Below are 16,601 nucleotides of genomic sequence, written 5' to 3' on the forward strand. Positions count from 1 at the left end.
AGAATGAAGCAGGATATGATTGTGATTCTGGATTTGGGAAGCCATGAGAACACAGTGCTTGCCAGAGCGATTCGTGCGTTGGGAGTATATAGCGAAATATACCCGCACGATATTACCGCTGCCGAACTGAAGGCTTTGCCGAATGTGAAAGGTATCATCATCAACGGTGGTCCCAATAATGTGGTTGATGGGGTATCTATCGATGTATTGCCCGAGATTTACGAAGCAGGGTTCCCCGTGATGGCCGCCGGACACGACAAGGCGTTGTGTGAAGTGAAGCTGCCGCAGTTTACGGATGATGTGGAAGCCATCAAGGATGCTGTGAAATCTTTCGTATTCGATACTTGTAAGGCTGAGGCTAATTGGAACATGACGAATTTCGTCAACGACCAGATAGAATTGATACGCCGTCAGGTAGGCGACCGTAAGGTGCTGCTGGCACTGTCCGGTGGTGTGGATAGCTCCGTGGTGGCTGCTTTGCTGCTGAAAGCTATCGGCGACAAGCTGGTTTGCGTACACGTGAACCACGGGTTGATGCGTAAGGGCGAATCGGAAGCCGTGGTGGAAATCTTTGGCAAGGAGCTGAAGGCTAACTTGATATACGTGGATGCCACAGACCGTTTCCTCTCCAAGCTTGAAAACGTGGCCGACCCCGAACAGAAGCGCAAGATTATCGGCGGAGAGTTTATCCGCGTCTTTGAGGAAGAAGCCCGTAAGCTGGACGGCATCGACTTCCTTGGACAGGGTACCATCTATCCCGACATTGTAGAGAGTGGTACAAAAACAGCCAAGATGGTGAAGTCTCATCACAACGTAGGCGGTCTGCCCGAGGATTTGCAATTTGAACTGGTGGAGCCGTTGCGCCAGTTGTTCAAGGACGAAGTACGTGCATGCGGTGTAGAGCTTGGATTGCCGTACGAGATGGTTTACCGTCAACCGTTCCCCGGTCCCGGATTGGGAGTGCGTTGTCTGGGAGCCATTACCCGCGACCGTTTGGAGGCTGTACGCGAGTCGGATGCCATTCTGCGTGAGGAATTCCAATTGGCAGGCCTGGATAAGAAGGTATGGCAGTATTTCACTGTGGTGCCCGATTTCAAATCTGTAGGTGTACGCGACAATGCGCGCTCTTTCGACTGGCCCGTCATTATCCGTGCCGTCAATACGGTGGATGCTATGACCGCTACCGTCGAGCCGGTAGACTGGCCCATCCTGATGAAGATTACAGACCGTATCCTCAAGGAAGTGAAGACCGTCAACCGTGTTTGCTACGATATGTCTCCGAAACCCAATGCGACAATCGAGTGGGAGTGAGACTGGCCAATGATAATGATAGCCTCACCTTAAAAATGGTGGGGCTGTTTTTTTATGACAAAAACAACAAAGAATAGAACAATGAAACTTTTATGTATGATTGCTGTCTTTTTGTGCATACCTTGGGTAGCCTCTGACGCGCAGAAGCAGGATTGGGGAAATTTGAAACGTTATGCAGAGGCAAATAAGGAACTGGTACGGAAGGGAAAGCAAAAGGACCGGGTGGTTTTTATGGGCAACTCAATCACAGAAGGATGGGTGGCAAATGATGCCGCTTTCTTTGAAAAAAATGGCTATGTGGGCCGTGGTATAAGTGGGCAGACTTCTTCCCATTTCCTGCTCCGTTTTCGTGAGGATGTCATCAAGCTTGCTCCGGCGCTGGTCGTGATAAATGCAGGTACCAATGACGTAGCGGAAAATGCAGGCGCTTATAATGAAGAATACACTTTTGGAAATATAGTGTCTATGGTTGAGTTGGCACGGGCTAATAAGATAAAGGTGATTTTGACATCTGTGTTGCCTGCCGCTGCTTTTGGCTGGAATTCTTCGGTGAAGGATGCTCCGCAAAAGATAATGCAGCTGAATGCCAGAATACGGGCATATGCTAAGGAGAACAAGATTCCTTATGTCGACTATTACAGTGAGATGGTAGAGGCGGAAGACGGCAATAACGCCTTGAACCCCTTGTATACTAAGGACGGGGTACACCCCACTCTGGAAGGGTATAAAGTGATGGAATCCTTGATAAAGAAAGTGATAGACAAGGTGTTGTAGGAAATCTCGGTTCAGGTGGTTATAAGAGTTTTTCTGCGTTGGGAATCATCATCTCGCCTCTGTGCAGTTCGAGCAGACCTTTCTCCTGCATGCTGTTCAGCGCTCTCGATACTCCCACGCGGGTATCATTGACCACCTGGGCCAGTTCTTCCATTTTTATTTTCAGCGTTTTCCTGCCTGCCGGACGTTCGATGTGTGTTAGGATAAAGTTGCCGATACGTCTTTCAAGGTTGTCGGTGTTTTCTGCCCAAAGGCGGTTGCTCAGACTTTGCGCGCGGTTGCTGATGATATTCATGTAATTCAGGCGGAATATATCATATTTAAACAATTCGCTCATGACGAAAGCCTTGCTTATGCTAACAGTGTGGGTCTCAGTTTGGGCGGTATAGGTCGAGACATAGGAGGTGCTCATCCCGAATAGGGATTGTGGCTCGATGACATAAGGCGCTTGAAAATATTCCGTGAAGCTGTATGAGGTATTAGCGGATGAAGTACATGAGGAGATTTCACCTTTCAATACGAATATCAGTTGACTGCATGTGTCACCGGCTTTCACGATAACTTCGCCGGCTTTATGCTTTGTAAAGTTCAGCTTGACTTTTCCTAGGATATTGGTAAAGTCTTCTTGTGCGAGTCCTTGAAAGAGTGGCAGTTGCAATAATGTATCAAACATTGTATTCATGATGCTTTTTCTTCTTGTTTTGAAACAAAAGTAGACATTATCAAGGTGTACTGTAAACTCTTTGCCCCTCTTTTTGTTTTTTTTATTGTTTCTTAAACGTGCTGTTGTCCTCTTCTGCCTTGTGGTCCGAATCCTCTTTTTCTGAATCCTCTTCTTCCGTGTCTTCCTCTTCCTCCTCTCCGGCAAACGGATCAGGCCGTTGTGGTCCGTATCCCATAAAGCATATGGCGCATAGCGTGCCTGCTATGGCTCCGCTAAGGTGTCCTTCCCAAGAAGTGGTGGCCTTTGCAAATTGTGGGAACATATTCCATACCAGGCCGCCATATAGGAACGTTATCAACAGTGAAATGGCGATAAGCGGTACATGTTTGCGCAGTATGCCGCTGAAGAACAGAAAGAAAGCCAGTCCGTATATAATGCCACTGGCTCCGATATGCCATCCCGGTTTCCCTATAAGAAAGGTAAGTGTACCGCATCCTATCCAAATGGCAAAGAAAATGTAGGGGGCTATATGGCGGTAGAAATAGAACAGACACCACATTAGGAAAAAGAGTGGAATCGTATTGGCGAGCAGATGCTTGAAGCTGCTGTGCACCAGTGGATGTGCGAAAATTCCGAACATACCCCGCTGTTCCATCGGATATACTCCCAGTTGTGTGAAGTTCCAGTCCATGCCTATCTCCAAAAACTTCAAAATGTATAAAATGAATAGCAGGAATAGGGGTATAACCGCCGCCAATGCCATTCTGCGTATATCATGCTTCATATTTCGTACAGTGATTGCTATTTTTGTACAATACTACGGAATATTTGACGAAAACCGAAAAAAAACTGACTTTTTATTTTGCCTATAAGCTTTAATTCGTATTTTTGGGCATCGCTACATGGCTTGTAGCGCATATACCGAAATAATTAACCTTTAAATAATGCACAACTATGAGTTATTTACGATTTGACAAGACCCTGATGATTAATCTGCAAGAATCTTTGCCAAGGGAGATATTGCGGACGAATAGGTCGGGAGCCTATCATTGTACAACAATTGTAGATTGTAACACACGCAAATATCACGGTCTGTTGGTGATACCGGTCCCCAACCTTGATGATGAAAACCATGTGCTGCTGTCTTCTTTGGATGAAACTGTAATTCAGCACGGTGCGGAGTTCAACCTGGGGTTGCATAAGTATCAAGGGAACCACTTCAGTCCTAACGGACACAAGTACATTCGAGAGTTCGACTGTGAAAATATCCCCACAACTACCTATCGTGTAGGAGGTGTCATCCTTCGTAAAGAAAAGATTTTCGTACATCATGAAAATCGGATTCTGATTCGTTATACCTTGGTCGATGCCCATTCGGCAACTACACTCAGATTCCGCCCTTTCCTGGCATTCCGCAGTGTGCGCGAGTACACGCACGAAAATGCGCAGGCAAGCCGCGACTATCAGTTGGTAGAGAATGGCATTAAAACCTGCATGTATCCTGGTTATCCGGAGTTGTTCATGCAGCTCAACAAAAAGAATGAGTTCCACTTCCAGCCTGACTGGTATCGTGGTATTGAGTATCCTAAAGAACAGGAACGCGGATATGACTTCAATGAAGACCTTTATGTGCCGGGATATTTTGAAGTTGATATAAAGAAAGGGGAAAGCGTTGTCTTCTCCGCCGGTATTTCCGAGATTTCCCCCCGCAAGCTGAAGCAGACTTTTGAGTCCGAGGTGGCCGACCGCACTCCGCGTGACAGCTTTTACCACTGTCTGAAAAACTCGGCGCACCAGTTCCACAACAAGCAGGGAGAGGAGCATTATGTGCTTGCAGGTTATCCTTGGTTCAAGTGCCGTGCCCGTGACTTGTTCATCTCCCTGCCGGGTCTTACTTTGGCCTTAGGCGAACAAGATGAATTTGAAGACGTGATGAAAACAGCCGAAAAGGCTATCCGTGAATTTATCAATGGAGAACCTTCTTCCTATAAGATATACGAGATGGAGCATCCGGATGTGCTACTGTGGGCTGTCTGGGCTTTACAGCAGTATGCTAAGGAGACTTCGCGTGAAAATTGCCGGCAGATGTACGGTAATCTCCTTGAAGAGATTGTTGACTATATCCGTGAACGCAGGCATGGCAATCTCTTCCTGCACGAAAATGGATTGTTGTATACCAATGGTACCGAGAAAGCGGTTACCTGGATGAACTCTACCGCCAATGGCCGTCCGGTTATTCCGCGTACGGGCTATATTGTGGAAGTGAATGCACTGTGGTACAATGCCCTGCGTTTTGTAGCCGATATGGTGCGGGAGGGAGGCAATGAAATTCTTGCTGATACACTGGACGCTCAGGCAGAAGTTACCGGAAAGTCTTTCGTAGACGTATTCCGCAATGAGTATGGCTATCTGTTTGACTATGTGGATGGTTATATGATGGATTGGAGTGTACGTCCCAACATGATATTTACTGTTGCTTTTGACTATTCTCCGTTGGATAGGGCCCAGAAAAAGCAGGTACTCGATATTGTGACGAAAGAACTGTTGACTCCGAAGGGTTTGCGTACACTGAGCCCCAAGAGTGGCGGATACAATCCGAATTATGTAGGTCCTCAGATTCAAAGAGATTATGCCTATCATCAGGGTACGGCATGGCCGTGGCTGATGGGTTTTTACATGGAAGCATATCTGCGTATCTATAAAGTGAGTGGCGTGTCGTTTGTAGAAAGATACCTCATCGGTATGGAAGATGAAATGACTTCCCATTGTATTGGCGCATTGCCCGAACTCTTCGATGGTAATCCTCCGTTTGTAGGAAGAGGGGCGGTGTCATTTGCCATGAATACGGCAGAAATCCTGCGTATCTTGAAGTTATTGTCTAAGTATAATTTATAAAAGGAGGAACGAAGATGAAAGTTTTAATGTTTGGATGGGAATTTCCTCCCAAAATATATGGTGGTCTTGCGGTTGCTTCTTATGGAATAACTAAAGGATTAAGTTTGCAGGGCGATGTGGAAACTACTTTCTGCATGCCCAAGCCGACGGGTGAAGAAGAGGACTTCTTGAAGATAGTAGGCATGAACCAGGTGCCTATCGTGTGGCGTGATGTCGATTACAATTATTTGAAGTCGAGGCTGACGCGCAACATGACGCCGGAAGATTATTATTCTTTCCGCGACCATATCTATTCGGATTTCTCTTATATGCACGTCAATGACATAGGCTGCATGGACTTTGCCGGCGGTTATCCCGGCAACCTGCACGAAGAGATAAACAACTTCTCGGTGATTGCCGGAGTAGTGGCTCGCCAGCAGGAATTTGATATTATTCATGCCCACGACTGGCTGACGTATCCTGCCGGAGTGCATGCCAAGATGGTGAGCGGAAAGCCGCTCTGCATCCATGTGCATGCTACGGACTTTGACCGTTCACGTGGAAAAGTCAATCCTACCGTCTATTCTATGGAGAAGAACGGTATGGATTATGCCGACTGCATCATGTGCGTGTCCGAACTGACCCGTCGCACGGTTATTGAGCAGTACCATCAGAATCCCAAGAAGGTGTTTGCCATGCACAATGCCGTCTATCCTCTCTCGCAGGAATACCAGGACATTCCACGTCCCGACCATTCCAAAGAGAAGATTGTGACATTCCTTGGCCGCATCACCATGCAAAAGGGACCGGAATACTTTGTGGAAGCTGCTTCACTGGTATTGCAGCGTGCCCGTAACATCCGCTTTGTTATGGCCGGTTCGGGAGATATGATGGATGCCATGATTAATCTGGCAGCCGAGCGGGGCATCGCCGACCGGTTCCATTTCCCGGGCTTCATGAAGGGAAAGCAGGTATATGAGGTTTATAAGAACAGTGATGTATTCGTTATGCCTTCCGTTTCCGAACCTTTCGGTATTGCTCCGCTGGAAGCTATGCAGTGTGGAACTCCTTCCATCATTTCAAAGCAGTCGGGATGCGGTGAAATTCTTGATAAGGTCATCAAGACCGATTATTGGGACATTCATGCAATGGCCGATGCCATTTACTCTCTCTGCACTAATCCCGCTCTCTTCCAATATCTGCAGGAGGAAGGCAAGAAGGAAGTGGATGGAATCACGTGGGAAAAAGTAGGCTTGAGAATCCGCGCCCTCTATGAGGATGTGTTAAGAAACTATGGTAAATAACAAAAACAATAATAGAAATGAGAACTATCTGTCTTTATTTTGAAATACATCAAATCATTCATCTGAAACGTTACCGTTTCTTTGATATAGGTATCGATCATTATTACTACGATGATTATGCCAATGAAACCAGTATCAATGATGTAGCCGAACGCTCTTATATCCCGGCATTGAACACTCTGATTGAAATGGTGAAGAATTCCGGAGGTGCGTTTAAAGTGGCTTTCTCCATTTCAGGGGTTGCGCTGGAGCAGTTGGAAATATATGCACCGGCTGTCATCGACTTGTTGCACCAGCTGAATGATACTGGTTGCTGTGAGTTCCTTGCCGAGCCTTATTCTCATGGCCTTTCTTCTCTGGCCAACGAGGATTGCTTCAAGGAAGAGGTGATGCGTCAGAGCGCTAAGATGAAGCAAATGTTCGGTAAGGCGCCGAAGGTGTTTCGTAATTCCAGCCTGATTTATAATGACGAGATTGGTGCGATGGTGGCAGCTTTGGGATTCAAGGGCATGCTGACGGAAGGAGCCAAGCATGTTTTGGGTTGGAAGAGTCCGCACTATGTATACCATTGCTCCATGAATCCTAACTTGAAGTTGCTGTTGCGTGACTTTAAGCTGTCTGACGACATCAGCCTACGCTTCTCCAACTCCGAGTGGAACGAGTATCCTTTGTTTGCCGACAAGTACATCAACTGGATTGATGCTTTACCGCAGGAAGAGCAGGTCATCAACATCTTTATGGAACTCTCTGCTCTGGGCATGGCACAGCCGTTGTCTTCCAATATTCTGGAATTCCTGAAGGCACTTCCATACTGTGCCAAAGAAAAGGGGATTACTTTCTCCACACCGACGGAAATCGTTACTAAACTGAAATCTGTTTCCCAGTTGAACGTTCCATATCCGATGTCTTGGGTGGACGAAGAAAGAGATACCAGCTGCTGGCTGGGTAACGTGATGCAGCGTGAAGCATTCAACAAGTTGTATAGTGTTGCCGAACGTGTCCATCTCTGTGATGACCGTCGTATCAAGCAAGACTGGGATTATCTGCAGGCAAGTAACAACTTCCGTTTCATGACTACCAAGCAAAGCGGTGTCGGTTTGAACCGTGGCATTTATGAATCTCCTTTTGATGCTTTCACCAATTATATGAATATTCTTGGTGACTTTATCAAACGTGTCGATTCTCTTTATCCGGTAGATATAGATAATGAAGAACTGAATGCATTGCTGACCACTATCCAAAACCAAGGTACCGAGATAGAGGAACTTCATAAGGAATTGGCGAAAGCGCAGACCAAACTGGAGAAGATAAAGGCTGCGGAAAAGAAAGAGGGCAAGGCTACAGCTAAATCTGCCGCAGAAAAAACGGCAAAGGCCAAGGCTTCTGCCAAAAAGCCTGCTGCAAAGAAAACAACTAAAAAGGCTGCTGAATAATATCGGCAGCTTTCCCATCAATCATAAAAAAGCCTTCCGCTCATCGTAGAGCGGAAGGCTTTTTTATGGAATATCTGTCAGTTACTTGTTGAAACTGGTGTATGTAACTTCTATCTTCAGAGGCGATTCCACTTCGCCTTTTGCATTCTCTTTCGGACCGCCTTTCAGTTTGGCATATCCCGGCTTGAGGTCGTTTTGGATACCGGTTATGGTTTTGTTGCCGCTACTGCTTGTACTGTTGTCATAGGTAATGGAAACCGGAATCAGCAATACCTTATCCCAGTCTTCATTTTCTTTGTTCCAAGTTTTTTCCCACTCTGTCTCATTCCAAGAACTGCCGGCCTTTTCTTTGGCGGCTTTCTTGGCAGCTTGTTTTTCGTTGATGCAAGTGGTAACCAACCGGGCGATGTTGCTGAATACATATTGATTAGTGGCAAATGCATTGTGGGTGGTTGTAAATGAGGTAATATTATCCATGACTTTGTTCTCTTCAAAGAAGCTTTTCAAGTCTTGTTTACGTATCAACAGCACGTCATTGGGAGCACTCATGCTATATTCATAGTCACTGTTTATATTATAATTCGTGAAAGTTAACTTCACGGCATTCAAGGTGTCATTGGTCAGTTTATTGTATATTGAATCGTATGGCATGGTAGCTTGAGTGAAGATACCGGCAGGAGATTTGATATAGGTATGTTGAGTTTCGGCAGCCTTTGCTTTTATCAAATCAGAATTCAGAAACTGGTTTGCCTGGATAACCTCTTTGGTAGAGGCGAATACAGTTTGCATGCTATAGAACAAAGAGTCTGTACCATCTTTTTTCTTCAGTGCTACACCGGTAGTATCATTTACGTGGTGGAAACGGAATTGCATTTGCAGAGCCACATAATCCACATAGAGGATGGTTCCATCTCCATAATCGCTCTTCACGTATACTCCTTTGAAAATCTTGTCTATGAAAGTTGCGGCGTCTTTAAAGTATTCGGGATGCTCGCGATAAACCTTCAATATTCTGTCTTCGCCGAAGGTTTTCTTGTCCAATGGGAACGTTACATTGGGATAGAAAGTATAATAACCGTTATTGTCCTTTTCAAATCTCACAGAGTCTGGAACAGACGTGTCGAAAGCTGAATAGGCCTTACGTCCGAGCAGGGACTTGGGGTCATACTTATTGTAGTACTCCTCTGGATTGATGTTGGTATAGCGATTTTTGTCCAGCTTCTTGTCCAGTTCATAGACACTCATTCGGCATGCATTCAGGGAATCGCCGAACCAACTGGAATAATAGACTGCTAGTTGTACTGAAACTACCGAGTCGGCAGTCATTGTACCTGTTGCCTTGATTGGATTTCCTTCACTGTCCCATTCGGTCACTTTATACACTTCCGGAAGTGAGAAGTTCTCCGTACAGTTCAGCTCCGTAAGGAAACTTGTTTCGTAATAACCGAATTCCGGGTCGGAAAACTTGCCTATATAGCCGGTACTCGTTTTGGCAAATACGGAATCAACGGGAAATGAACATGTTGTTACATTAAAAGTAGCAGTATGCGCTGACATGCCGTCAGAATCGGGCAACATACCCAGGCCTAATGTGCCGGTGTTGTCATCGCATCCAAAGAAAGTCAGGACTGCCAAAAGTAATGTTCCCAGATATCTTACTTTCATAGTTTTAACTGTCTAAATCGATTTTATTTTTGTTCTGTTTTCCATACCTTGTCGTAGAAGTCGTTGCAGGCTTCAGCAAAGTTTTCGGGAGATTGATATTCCAATACGGGCTTTCCGGATTCGCGGGCATAGTTCAGTACTTCCTCATTGACGTGTTCGCTTTGCTGTATAATGCCGTCGGAGAAGTCAGCAGCCAGTTTGCAAAGTGCTGTGTAGTCAATGGGTTCCTTCAATCCTGCAATATCTTTTTTGGCAATGCCTTTCAACAATAGCTTGTTAGAAAAGTCTGTGTGGAAAGCTTGTTTGAAGTCATCTTCATAAAGGGAAAATATGACTTTGGCATCTCTGAAAGAAGGTTCGTCTTTATAGGCTTTCTTGATGTACAGAGGCGCTAAAGCGGTCATCCAGCCGTGGCAGTGGATGATGTCGGGACACCAACGCAGTTTCTTCACCGTTTCCAGTACGCCGCGGGCATAGAAGATGGCACGGGCATCATTGTCTTCATACTCTTCACCATTTTCGTCTGTTACCTGCAAGCGGTTCTGGAAGTAGTCATCGTTGTCGATGAAGTATACTTGCATACGTGCAGACTGGATAGAGGCAACCTTGATGATGAGCGGGTGATCGGTATCGTCAATGATGAGGTTCATGCCGGAGAGTCGTATCACCTCATGCAGCTGGTTTCTGCGTTCGTTGATATTTCCCCATTTTGGCATAAACGTTCTGATTTCTCTGCCTTTTTCTTGAATAGCCTGAGGTAGGTTTCTGCCTACGAGGGACATTTCGGATTCTGAAACGTAAGGGGTAATTTCTTGGGTTATAAATAAAACCTTGTTCGCCTTTGTCATAATAACAATGTTCTCAATTATTCTGCAAAGATATAAAAAAAATCGGGCAATAAAGCAAACAGAGCCCGTCTATAATTCCTTATGAATTGTTAACTGATTGTTGTTCAGTGAAAAATCTTCTTTTGGAATTGTCGGAAAGTGTACTGAGTTTTGCATTAATTTGTGATATTTCTTCTTTATATGCTAAATAATGGTTTATTTTGCACCGCTTTTGAGAACAACCAAGTTATTATATAACCAATTAAAATGGAAATAGTACATACTATCAAGGACTTGCAGGCCGGACTTTCGGCTTTGAGAGCCCAGGGAAAGAAGATAGGTCTGGTACCTACGATGGGTGCCTTGCATGCCGGTCATGCCTCATTGGTGAAACGTTGTGTGGCAGAAAATGACGCTGCCGTAGTAAGCGTTTTTGTAAATCCGACCCAGTTTAATGACAAGAATGATTTAGTGAAATATCCCCGTACGCCGGAGGCTGATTGCCGTTTGCTGGAGGAGTGTGGAGCGGCATTTGTCTTTGCTCCTTCGGTGGAGGAGATGTATCCGGAACCGGATACCCGCCGTTTCAGCTATGCACCGCTGGACACAGTGATGGAAGGGGCATTCCGTCCGGGACATTTTAATGGTGTTTGCCAGATTGTGAGCAAACTGTTTGATGCTGTGCAGCCGGATCGTGCCTACTTCGGCGAGAAAGATTTCCAGCAGCTGGCAATTATTCGCGAGATGGTCCGCCAGCTGAAGTATCCTTTGGAAATTGTAGGCTGTCCCATTGTTCGTGAGGAAGACGGGTTGGCTCTGAGCAGCCGCAATGCCCGTTTATCTGCCGAAGAACGCAAAAATGCACTGAGAATTTCGCAGACTTTATTTGAAAGTCGTACCTTTGCAACCTCGCATACGGTAACTGAGACACAGAAGTTTGTGGAAGACACCATCGCAGCCACCCCCGGATTGCGTTTGGAATACTTTGAGCTGGTGGATGGCAGTACCTTACAGAAGATTGCCGATTGGGAGGAAACCTCTTATGCTGTGGGTTGTATCACGGTGTTCTGCGGGGAAGTCCGTCTGATTGACAATATCAAGTACAAAGAGCCTGCTGCCTTGTAATTTATAATTAGTAATTCGTAATTTATAAAGATATGATGATTGAAGTGTTGAAGTCGAAAATCCATTGTGCCCGCGTCACGGAAGCAAACCTGAACTATATGGGAAGCATTACGATTGATGAGGATTTGATGGATGCTGCCAACATGATTGCCGGCGAGAAGGTGTATATAGCCGACAATAATAACGGTGAACGTTTTGAAACCTACATTATTAAGGGCGAGCGCGGCTCTGGAAAAATTTGCTTGAACGGTGCGGCAGCCCGCAAGGTGCAACCTGATGACATCGTTATTATCATGTCCTACGCGCTGATGGACTTTGAAGAAGCCAAGTCATTCAAGCCGACGGTGATTTTCCCCGACCCGGCAACGAACAAGGTGGTGAAGTAGTCTCTTTATTGAAATATGGAAATAAAGCCCCGTTTGCAATTTTTCTGTAAACGGGGCTTTGTTTTTACTTCTGATTCTTCCCCGCAGGGTTCGTATGAGAATGAGGAGCCGATTTAATCTTATCGAGTAAATACAGAATCTCAGTTTGGACATCGAAATTATATCTTTGGTAGTCCTGATAGGTGGGCATCAAGTCCGGATAAAGTGTGTGGGCACACCGGTCTTTGCCCGGAAAGCATATTTGTATGGAGTTGGAGATAGAGCCTTGCATGCCGGTATAAGGTAACCGGAATAAGGTTTGTTCCATATAGGTATTGGGGGCTTGTCCACTGGGTATTCCTACAAGGGTAGCACCCATTTTCCACAGATAGAAAGTGTAGTGGAAAGCTGCACTGAAGGTACGTTCGTTGGTAATGACGTAAATGTGTTCCGGAGTATAGAGCGCCTTTCCTTGTTGCTTTCTCAGTTCTTCCGGTGCACTGGACATACAGTTCTCGATGAAGTCGGCCCGTCGCTGTTCTATGTTTGTGGTATCTGCTTCGTCCGTACTAAAAGTGTAGTCACCGTAGGTATAGTCTGTTCCGTATGTTTGGTTGAAATCCTGCAAGTTTGTCTGTAGTTTTTGCATGTAGAGGGGAGAGATGATACGATAGAATTTTATATCCATATCCGTTTGCAGGAAGTGGTCACCGAACAGTTGGTAAAGTGTGGGTAGGACAATCGGAGTCCAGCCGCCGCTATTGTTGCGCAAATCTATGATGAGAGTGGAGGAGGCTTCCTTCTTCATCTCTTTCAACATATGGGCGAAAACTTCGGAAAGGGACGGGAGTTGCCGAATGGCTTGCAGGGTATCGGCGGGCATATCTTGTTTCAAGATATCCCGATAATAGAATCCTATTTGCCGGTATAAATCTTTCAGCCCTTGTTTTTGCATATACTCAAAATTATCCCGTGCCATGATACTGTTGATATTGATGAGCATTATTTGCTTGTCGTTGTCTACGAACTGATAGGTCAGTTGTTTGTCTGTATAAGCTTTCCAACTGTTATTGTGTTGCATGGGTGTGTTTTGCACTTCCTGCCTTGACAATAAGGGAAGGGTTAATCCTCTTGATTTGCCGTCGGGAGTAAGAAGTGAGAGGTGAAGGTTGTCTTTCATTTCAGGGAAAAGCTGTCTCAAGAAATGTTCCGTAGGCATGGACTTGCATAGATTGGCATAACGGTCATATAGGTTTTCACTGGCTTGGATAGCGGCAGTGCGGGCCAGTACCTCTTCTAAAGAATCTCCGTTGATGGTTGTGATACGGCTACCTAACAAGTCTTTGTACGTTTCAGGGATTCCTTGAAGTATAATGCCGTCGGGGATGGTGCGTACTTCCAGTGCCAGGTAACGCTGCTTTGCTTGTTGATTGGCTGTGGGAGGTAAAAGGTAGGTGTGTCCGTCTTGCAGATTGGATAGGAAAATGCTTACCTTGTCAAAAAAGGTCTGTTTCGTACTGGGAGTCCGGCGTAACTCGTTCTCCAGATGGAAAGCTTGTTCGTAGAAGAATACTTTTCCTCCGAAGCCGCTGTAAGGGTCAGGATGGGTTGCTGTCAGTTCTTTTACCAGATACCGAAAGTCTGAAGCAAGGGAATCCCCGTTTAGGGGCTCTTGGGCGCTTGCCAATAGGGAAGCCAGACAGAGAAGGAAGGATAGATGAATATGTTTCATATTCTTGAAATATTAAGTTGTATGTTAGAAGGGGAAAGTAGAAGGAGAGGTTGTAGTAGAATAAAAAAGGTGGAGTTCGTATGTCTCCACCTTTCATGACAGATTCTTATTTTTTTAGCTGTTCGTTCATCGCTGCTGCTGCCTTTCGTCCGTCTCCCATGGCAAGGATTACGGTAGCACCTCCGCGGACAATGTCTCCTCCGGCAAAGATGGTCGGGATGGACGACTGCATGTTATCGTTGACGGCAATCGTTCCTTTCCGGCCCAATTCCAGTCCCTTGATGGAGCTTGGGACAATCGGGTTGGGAGATACACCTACGCTGACGATGGCAAGGTCAATGTCGATGGTTTCCGTGGCTCCGGGGATGGGTACGGGACTGCGGCGTCCGCTGGCATCCGGTTCACCCAGTTCCATTTTCTGAAGCACCACTTGTTTCACTTTTCCTTGTTCGTCGGCAATGTATTCGATTGGGTTGTGGAGGGTCAGGAATTCTACACCTTCTTCCTTGGCATGTTTCACCTCCTCGATACGTGCCGGCATTTCTTCTTCCGAACGACGGTAGATAATTAGGGCGCGCGCTGCACCGAGGCGGCGTGCAGTACGCACGGAGTCCATGGCAGTATTACCGCCGCCTATCACGGCTACACATTTGCCGAAGGGAACCGGTGTATCGGAATCTTCACTTGCCGCATCCATCAGGTTGACACGGGTCAGGTATTCATTGGACGAGAGGATATTGATGGAGTTCTCGCCGGGGATGTTCATAAAGTTGGGCAGTCCTGCACCGGAAGCTACGAATATGCCTTTGAAGCCTTCCTCTTCCAGTTGTTCCACGCTGAGCGTCTTGCCGATGATACAGTCCTTGACGAATTCTACTCCCATTTTGGCAAGGTTGTCAATTTCTACATCCACCACTTTGTTGGGCAGGCGGAACTCAGGAATGCCGTATTTCAATACACCACCAATCTCGTGCAGTGCTTCGAAAACAGTCACGTCATAGCCATACTTCGCCATATCTCCGGCAAATGACAGACCGGCGGGACCTGAACCGATGACAGCTACTTTGATACTGTTCTTTTCCTTGATTTCAGGTATGGAGATTTGTCCGCTCTCTCGTTCGTAGTCAGCGGCAAAACGTTCCAGATAGCCGATGGCTACCGGCTTTTCGTTCATCTTCAGATGGATACATTTGGATTCGCACTGTTTCTCTTGCGGACAGACGCGACCGCAGACGGCAGGCAGCGCACTGGTTTCTTTCAGTGTCTTGGCCGCTTCGAGGAATTCACCGCGCTCAATGTTCTTGATGAAGCGGGGGATGTCGATACCTACCGGACAACCTTCCGTACATCCGGGGTTGGCGCAGTCCAAGCAACGTTTGGCCTCTGTCAGCGCTTGTTCTTTCGTTAACCCTTGGTTGACTTCCTCCTTGCGGCTGTGCGAGCGGTATTCTGCATCGAGCTCGTTCATCTCCACGCGTGGAATGGCAGTCCGTTCTTTGGCTTTCATGGATTTGCGTAACTCCTGACGCCATGCAGCATTACGGCTTTTCTCATCTTCCATGTTTTCACCGGTAGCTTGGCAGGTCTGAGGTTCTTCCAGCTTGTGCATCTCCTCGCGTTCGATGCTTTTAAAAGCGCCCATACGCTTCAGCATCTCATCGAAGTCCACTTGATGTCCGTCGAACTCAGGGCCGTCCACACATACAAATTTGGTCTTTCCTCCGATGGTGATTCGGCAGGCGCCACACATGCCGGTACCGTCAACCATAATCGTATTCAGGGATACATCCGTGGGGATTTCGTATTTCTTTGTCAGCAAACAAACAAATTTCATCATGATGGCGGGGCCGATGGCGAAACACTTGTTCACCTTCTCGCGCTTGATGACTTCTTCTACGCCTTCCGTCACCAGACCTTTTCGTCCGTAGGAGCCGTCGTCGGTCATGATAATGACTTCGTCGGAGCTTTCGCGCATCTCCTTTTCAAGGATGATCAGTTCTTTGGTACGTCCTGCCAGTATGGTGATGACGCGGTTGCCGGCAGCTTTCAGCGCTTGCACGATAGGGAGCATGGGAGCTACGCCTACACCACCTCCGGCACAGACCACAGTACCGAAGTTGTCAATGTGTGTAGCTTGTCCCAACGGACCGACAACATCCGTAATGTAATCGCCTTCGTTCAGTTCGCAAAGACGGGTAGAGGAGAGCCCGACTTCCTGAACCACCAGTGTGATGGTTCCCTTTACCGGGTCGGCTTCCGCAATGGTAAGCGGCATACGTTCGCCTTTTTCGCCCACACGTACAATGACAAAGTGCCCTGCCTTACGTGATTTGGCAATCAATGGTGCTTCAATGACTAACTTAAAGACCTTTTCAGAAAAGTGTTCTTTGCTAATGATTTTATTCATTATCTAATAATTTTGTTGGTGTAATTACGCAATTACTGTCAGATTGATAGATTTTGCAAAGATAGGGGTTATTTGGTAATATCAAAAGAAGAATAGGGTAAAACTGCATGTTGTCACTGG

General features: G+C 46.4%; 13 protein-coding genes. 7 read left to right on the forward strand and 6 right to left on the reverse strand.

The genetic code is table 11. From position 1 onward, the window contains the following. Window positions 1–3: 3 nt before the first annotated feature. Both guaA and H1A11_RS01425 read left to right on the forward strand, forming a co-directional pair. On the forward strand, window positions 4–1,311 hold the full coding sequence (guaA, locus tag H1A11_RS01420) for a glutamine-hydrolyzing GMP synthase (RefSeq protein WP_117601138.1): 1,308 nt from the start codon (window positions 4–6) through the stop codon (window positions 1,309–1,311). Window positions 1,312–1,392: 81 nt separating this feature from the next. After that, on the forward strand, window positions 1,393–2,085 hold the full coding sequence (locus H1A11_RS01425; RefSeq protein WP_117965899.1) for an SGNH/GDSL hydrolase family protein: 693 nt from the start codon (window positions 1,393–1,395) through the stop codon (window positions 2,083–2,085). A gap of 19 nt (window positions 2,086–2,104) precedes the next feature. Here the strand turns inward: H1A11_RS01425 and H1A11_RS01430 are convergent, their stop codons facing one another. Together H1A11_RS01430 and H1A11_RS01435 are read right to left on the reverse strand one after the other, a co-directional pair. Further along, window positions 2,105–2,767, reverse strand: a complete 663-nt coding sequence (locus H1A11_RS01430) for a Crp/Fnr family transcriptional regulator (RefSeq protein ID WP_117601136.1) — start codon at window positions 2,765–2,767, stop codon at window positions 2,105–2,107. Window positions 2,768–2,849: 82 nt separating this feature from the next. Further along, window positions 2,850–3,533 (reverse strand): rhomboid family intramembrane serine protease, encoded by a 684-nt coding sequence (locus H1A11_RS01435; protein WP_117965902.1) that lies wholly within the window; start codon window positions 3,531–3,533, stop codon window positions 2,850–2,852. A 170-nt stretch (window positions 3,534–3,703) separates the two neighbouring features. Between H1A11_RS01435 and H1A11_RS01440 the strand changes: the two genes are divergently transcribed. Genes H1A11_RS01440 through H1A11_RS01450 form a run of 3 tightly spaced genes read left to right on the forward strand, consistent with a single transcriptional unit; the run spans window position 3,704 to window position 8,360 of the window. Then, entirely contained in the window at window positions 3,704–5,644 is a 1,941-nt protein-coding gene (locus tag H1A11_RS01440) for a glycogen debranching enzyme N-terminal domain-containing protein (RefSeq protein WP_117601134.1), read from the forward strand. A gap of 14 nt (window positions 5,645–5,658) precedes the next feature. Then, window positions 5,659–6,927, forward strand: a complete 1,269-nt coding sequence (locus tag H1A11_RS01445; protein WP_008666090.1) for a glycosyltransferase family 4 protein — start codon at window positions 5,659–5,661, stop codon at window positions 6,925–6,927. Between the two features lie 17 nt (window positions 6,928–6,944). After that, window positions 6,945–8,360: a glycoside hydrolase family 57 protein gene (locus H1A11_RS01450; RefSeq protein WP_181757628.1), complete on the forward strand. Its 1,416-nt coding sequence runs from the start codon at window positions 6,945–6,947 to the stop codon at window positions 8,358–8,360. A gap of 81 nt (window positions 8,361–8,441) precedes the next feature. Here the strand turns inward: H1A11_RS01450 and H1A11_RS01455 are convergent, their stop codons facing one another. Together H1A11_RS01455 and H1A11_RS01460 are read right to left on the reverse strand one after the other, a co-directional pair. Next, window positions 8,442–10,025 (reverse strand): DUF4270 domain-containing protein, encoded by a 1,584-nt coding sequence (locus tag H1A11_RS01455; protein WP_117601132.1) that lies wholly within the window; start codon window positions 10,023–10,025, stop codon window positions 8,442–8,444. A 23-nt stretch (window positions 10,026–10,048) separates the two neighbouring features. Then, window positions 10,049–10,873, reverse strand: coding sequence for a glycogen/starch synthase (locus H1A11_RS01460; protein ID WP_117601131.1), 825 nt, complete (start codon window positions 10,871–10,873; stop codon window positions 10,049–10,051). A 246-nt stretch (window positions 10,874–11,119) separates the two neighbouring features. On the opposite strand from H1A11_RS01460, the gene panC reads away from it, so the two are divergent. Further along, entirely contained in the window at window positions 11,120–11,977 is an 858-nt protein-coding gene (gene panC, locus H1A11_RS01465) for a pantoate--beta-alanine ligase (RefSeq protein ID WP_117965911.1), read from the forward strand. Window positions 11,978–12,009: 32 nt separating this feature from the next. Beyond that, complete coding sequence (gene panD / locus H1A11_RS01470) at window positions 12,010–12,363, forward strand: aspartate 1-decarboxylase (RefSeq protein WP_005823568.1); 354 nt, start codon at window positions 12,010–12,012, stop codon at window positions 12,361–12,363. A gap of 64 nt (window positions 12,364–12,427) precedes the next feature. Here the strand turns inward: panD and H1A11_RS01475 are convergent, their stop codons facing one another. Together H1A11_RS01475 and H1A11_RS01480 are read right to left on the reverse strand one after the other, a co-directional pair. Then, window positions 12,428–14,074, reverse strand: coding sequence for a S41 family peptidase (locus H1A11_RS01475; RefSeq protein ID WP_117965914.1), 1,647 nt, complete (start codon window positions 14,072–14,074; stop codon window positions 12,428–12,430). A gap of 106 nt (window positions 14,075–14,180) precedes the next feature. Continuing rightward, the gene (locus H1A11_RS01480; protein WP_181757629.1) at window positions 14,181–16,481 is read right to left on the reverse strand and encodes a bifunctional dihydroorotate dehydrogenase B NAD binding subunit/NADPH-dependent glutamate synthase; all 2,301 of its coding nucleotides are present in this window, start codon (window positions 16,479–16,481) and stop codon (window positions 14,181–14,183) included. Window positions 16,482–16,601: the final 120 nt, after the last annotated feature.

The organism is Bacteroides sp. CACC 737, assembly GCF_013874375.1.
GTDB lineage: Bacteria > Bacteroidota > Bacteroidia > Bacteroidales > Bacteroidaceae > Bacteroides > Bacteroides uniformis.

Bases quoted from the DNA above. Each gene is read 5' to 3' on its own strand.
- guaA (WP_117601138.1), top strand. From the start codon at position 4: ATGAAGCAGGATATGATTGTGATTCTGGATTTGGGAAGCCATGAGAAC.
- H1A11_RS01425 (WP_117965899.1), top strand. From the start codon at position 1,393: ATGAAACTTTTATGTATGATTGCTGTCTTTTTGTGCATACCTTGGGTA.
- H1A11_RS01430 (WP_117601136.1), bottom strand. From the start codon at position 2,767: ATGAATACAATGTTTGATACATTATTGCAACTGCCACTCTTTCAAGGA.
- H1A11_RS01435 (WP_117965902.1), bottom strand. From the start codon at position 3,533: ATGAAGCATGATATACGCAGAATGGCATTGGCGGCGGTTATACCCCTA.
- H1A11_RS01440 (WP_117601134.1), top strand. From the start codon at position 3,704: ATGAGTTATTTACGATTTGACAAGACCCTGATGATTAATCTGCAAGAA.
- H1A11_RS01445 (WP_008666090.1), top strand. From the start codon at position 5,659: ATGAAAGTTTTAATGTTTGGATGGGAATTTCCTCCCAAAATATATGGT.
- H1A11_RS01450 (WP_181757628.1), top strand. From the start codon at position 6,945: ATGAGAACTATCTGTCTTTATTTTGAAATACATCAAATCATTCATCTG.
- H1A11_RS01455 (WP_117601132.1), bottom strand. From the start codon at position 10,025: ATGAAAGTAAGATATCTGGGAACATTACTTTTGGCAGTCCTGACTTTC.
- H1A11_RS01460 (WP_117601131.1), bottom strand. From the start codon at position 10,873: ATGACAAAGGCGAACAAGGTTTTATTTATAACCCAAGAAATTACCCCT.
- panC (WP_117965911.1), top strand. From the start codon at position 11,120: ATGGAAATAGTACATACTATCAAGGACTTGCAGGCCGGACTTTCGGCT.
- panD (WP_005823568.1), top strand. From the start codon at position 12,010: ATGATGATTGAAGTGTTGAAGTCGAAAATCCATTGTGCCCGCGTCACG.
- H1A11_RS01475 (WP_117965914.1), bottom strand. From the start codon at position 14,074: ATGAAACATATTCATCTATCCTTCCTTCTCTGTCTGGCTTCCCTATTG.
- H1A11_RS01480 (WP_181757629.1), bottom strand. From the start codon at position 16,481: ATGAATAAAATCATTAGCAAAGAACACTTTTCTGAAAAGGTCTTTAAG.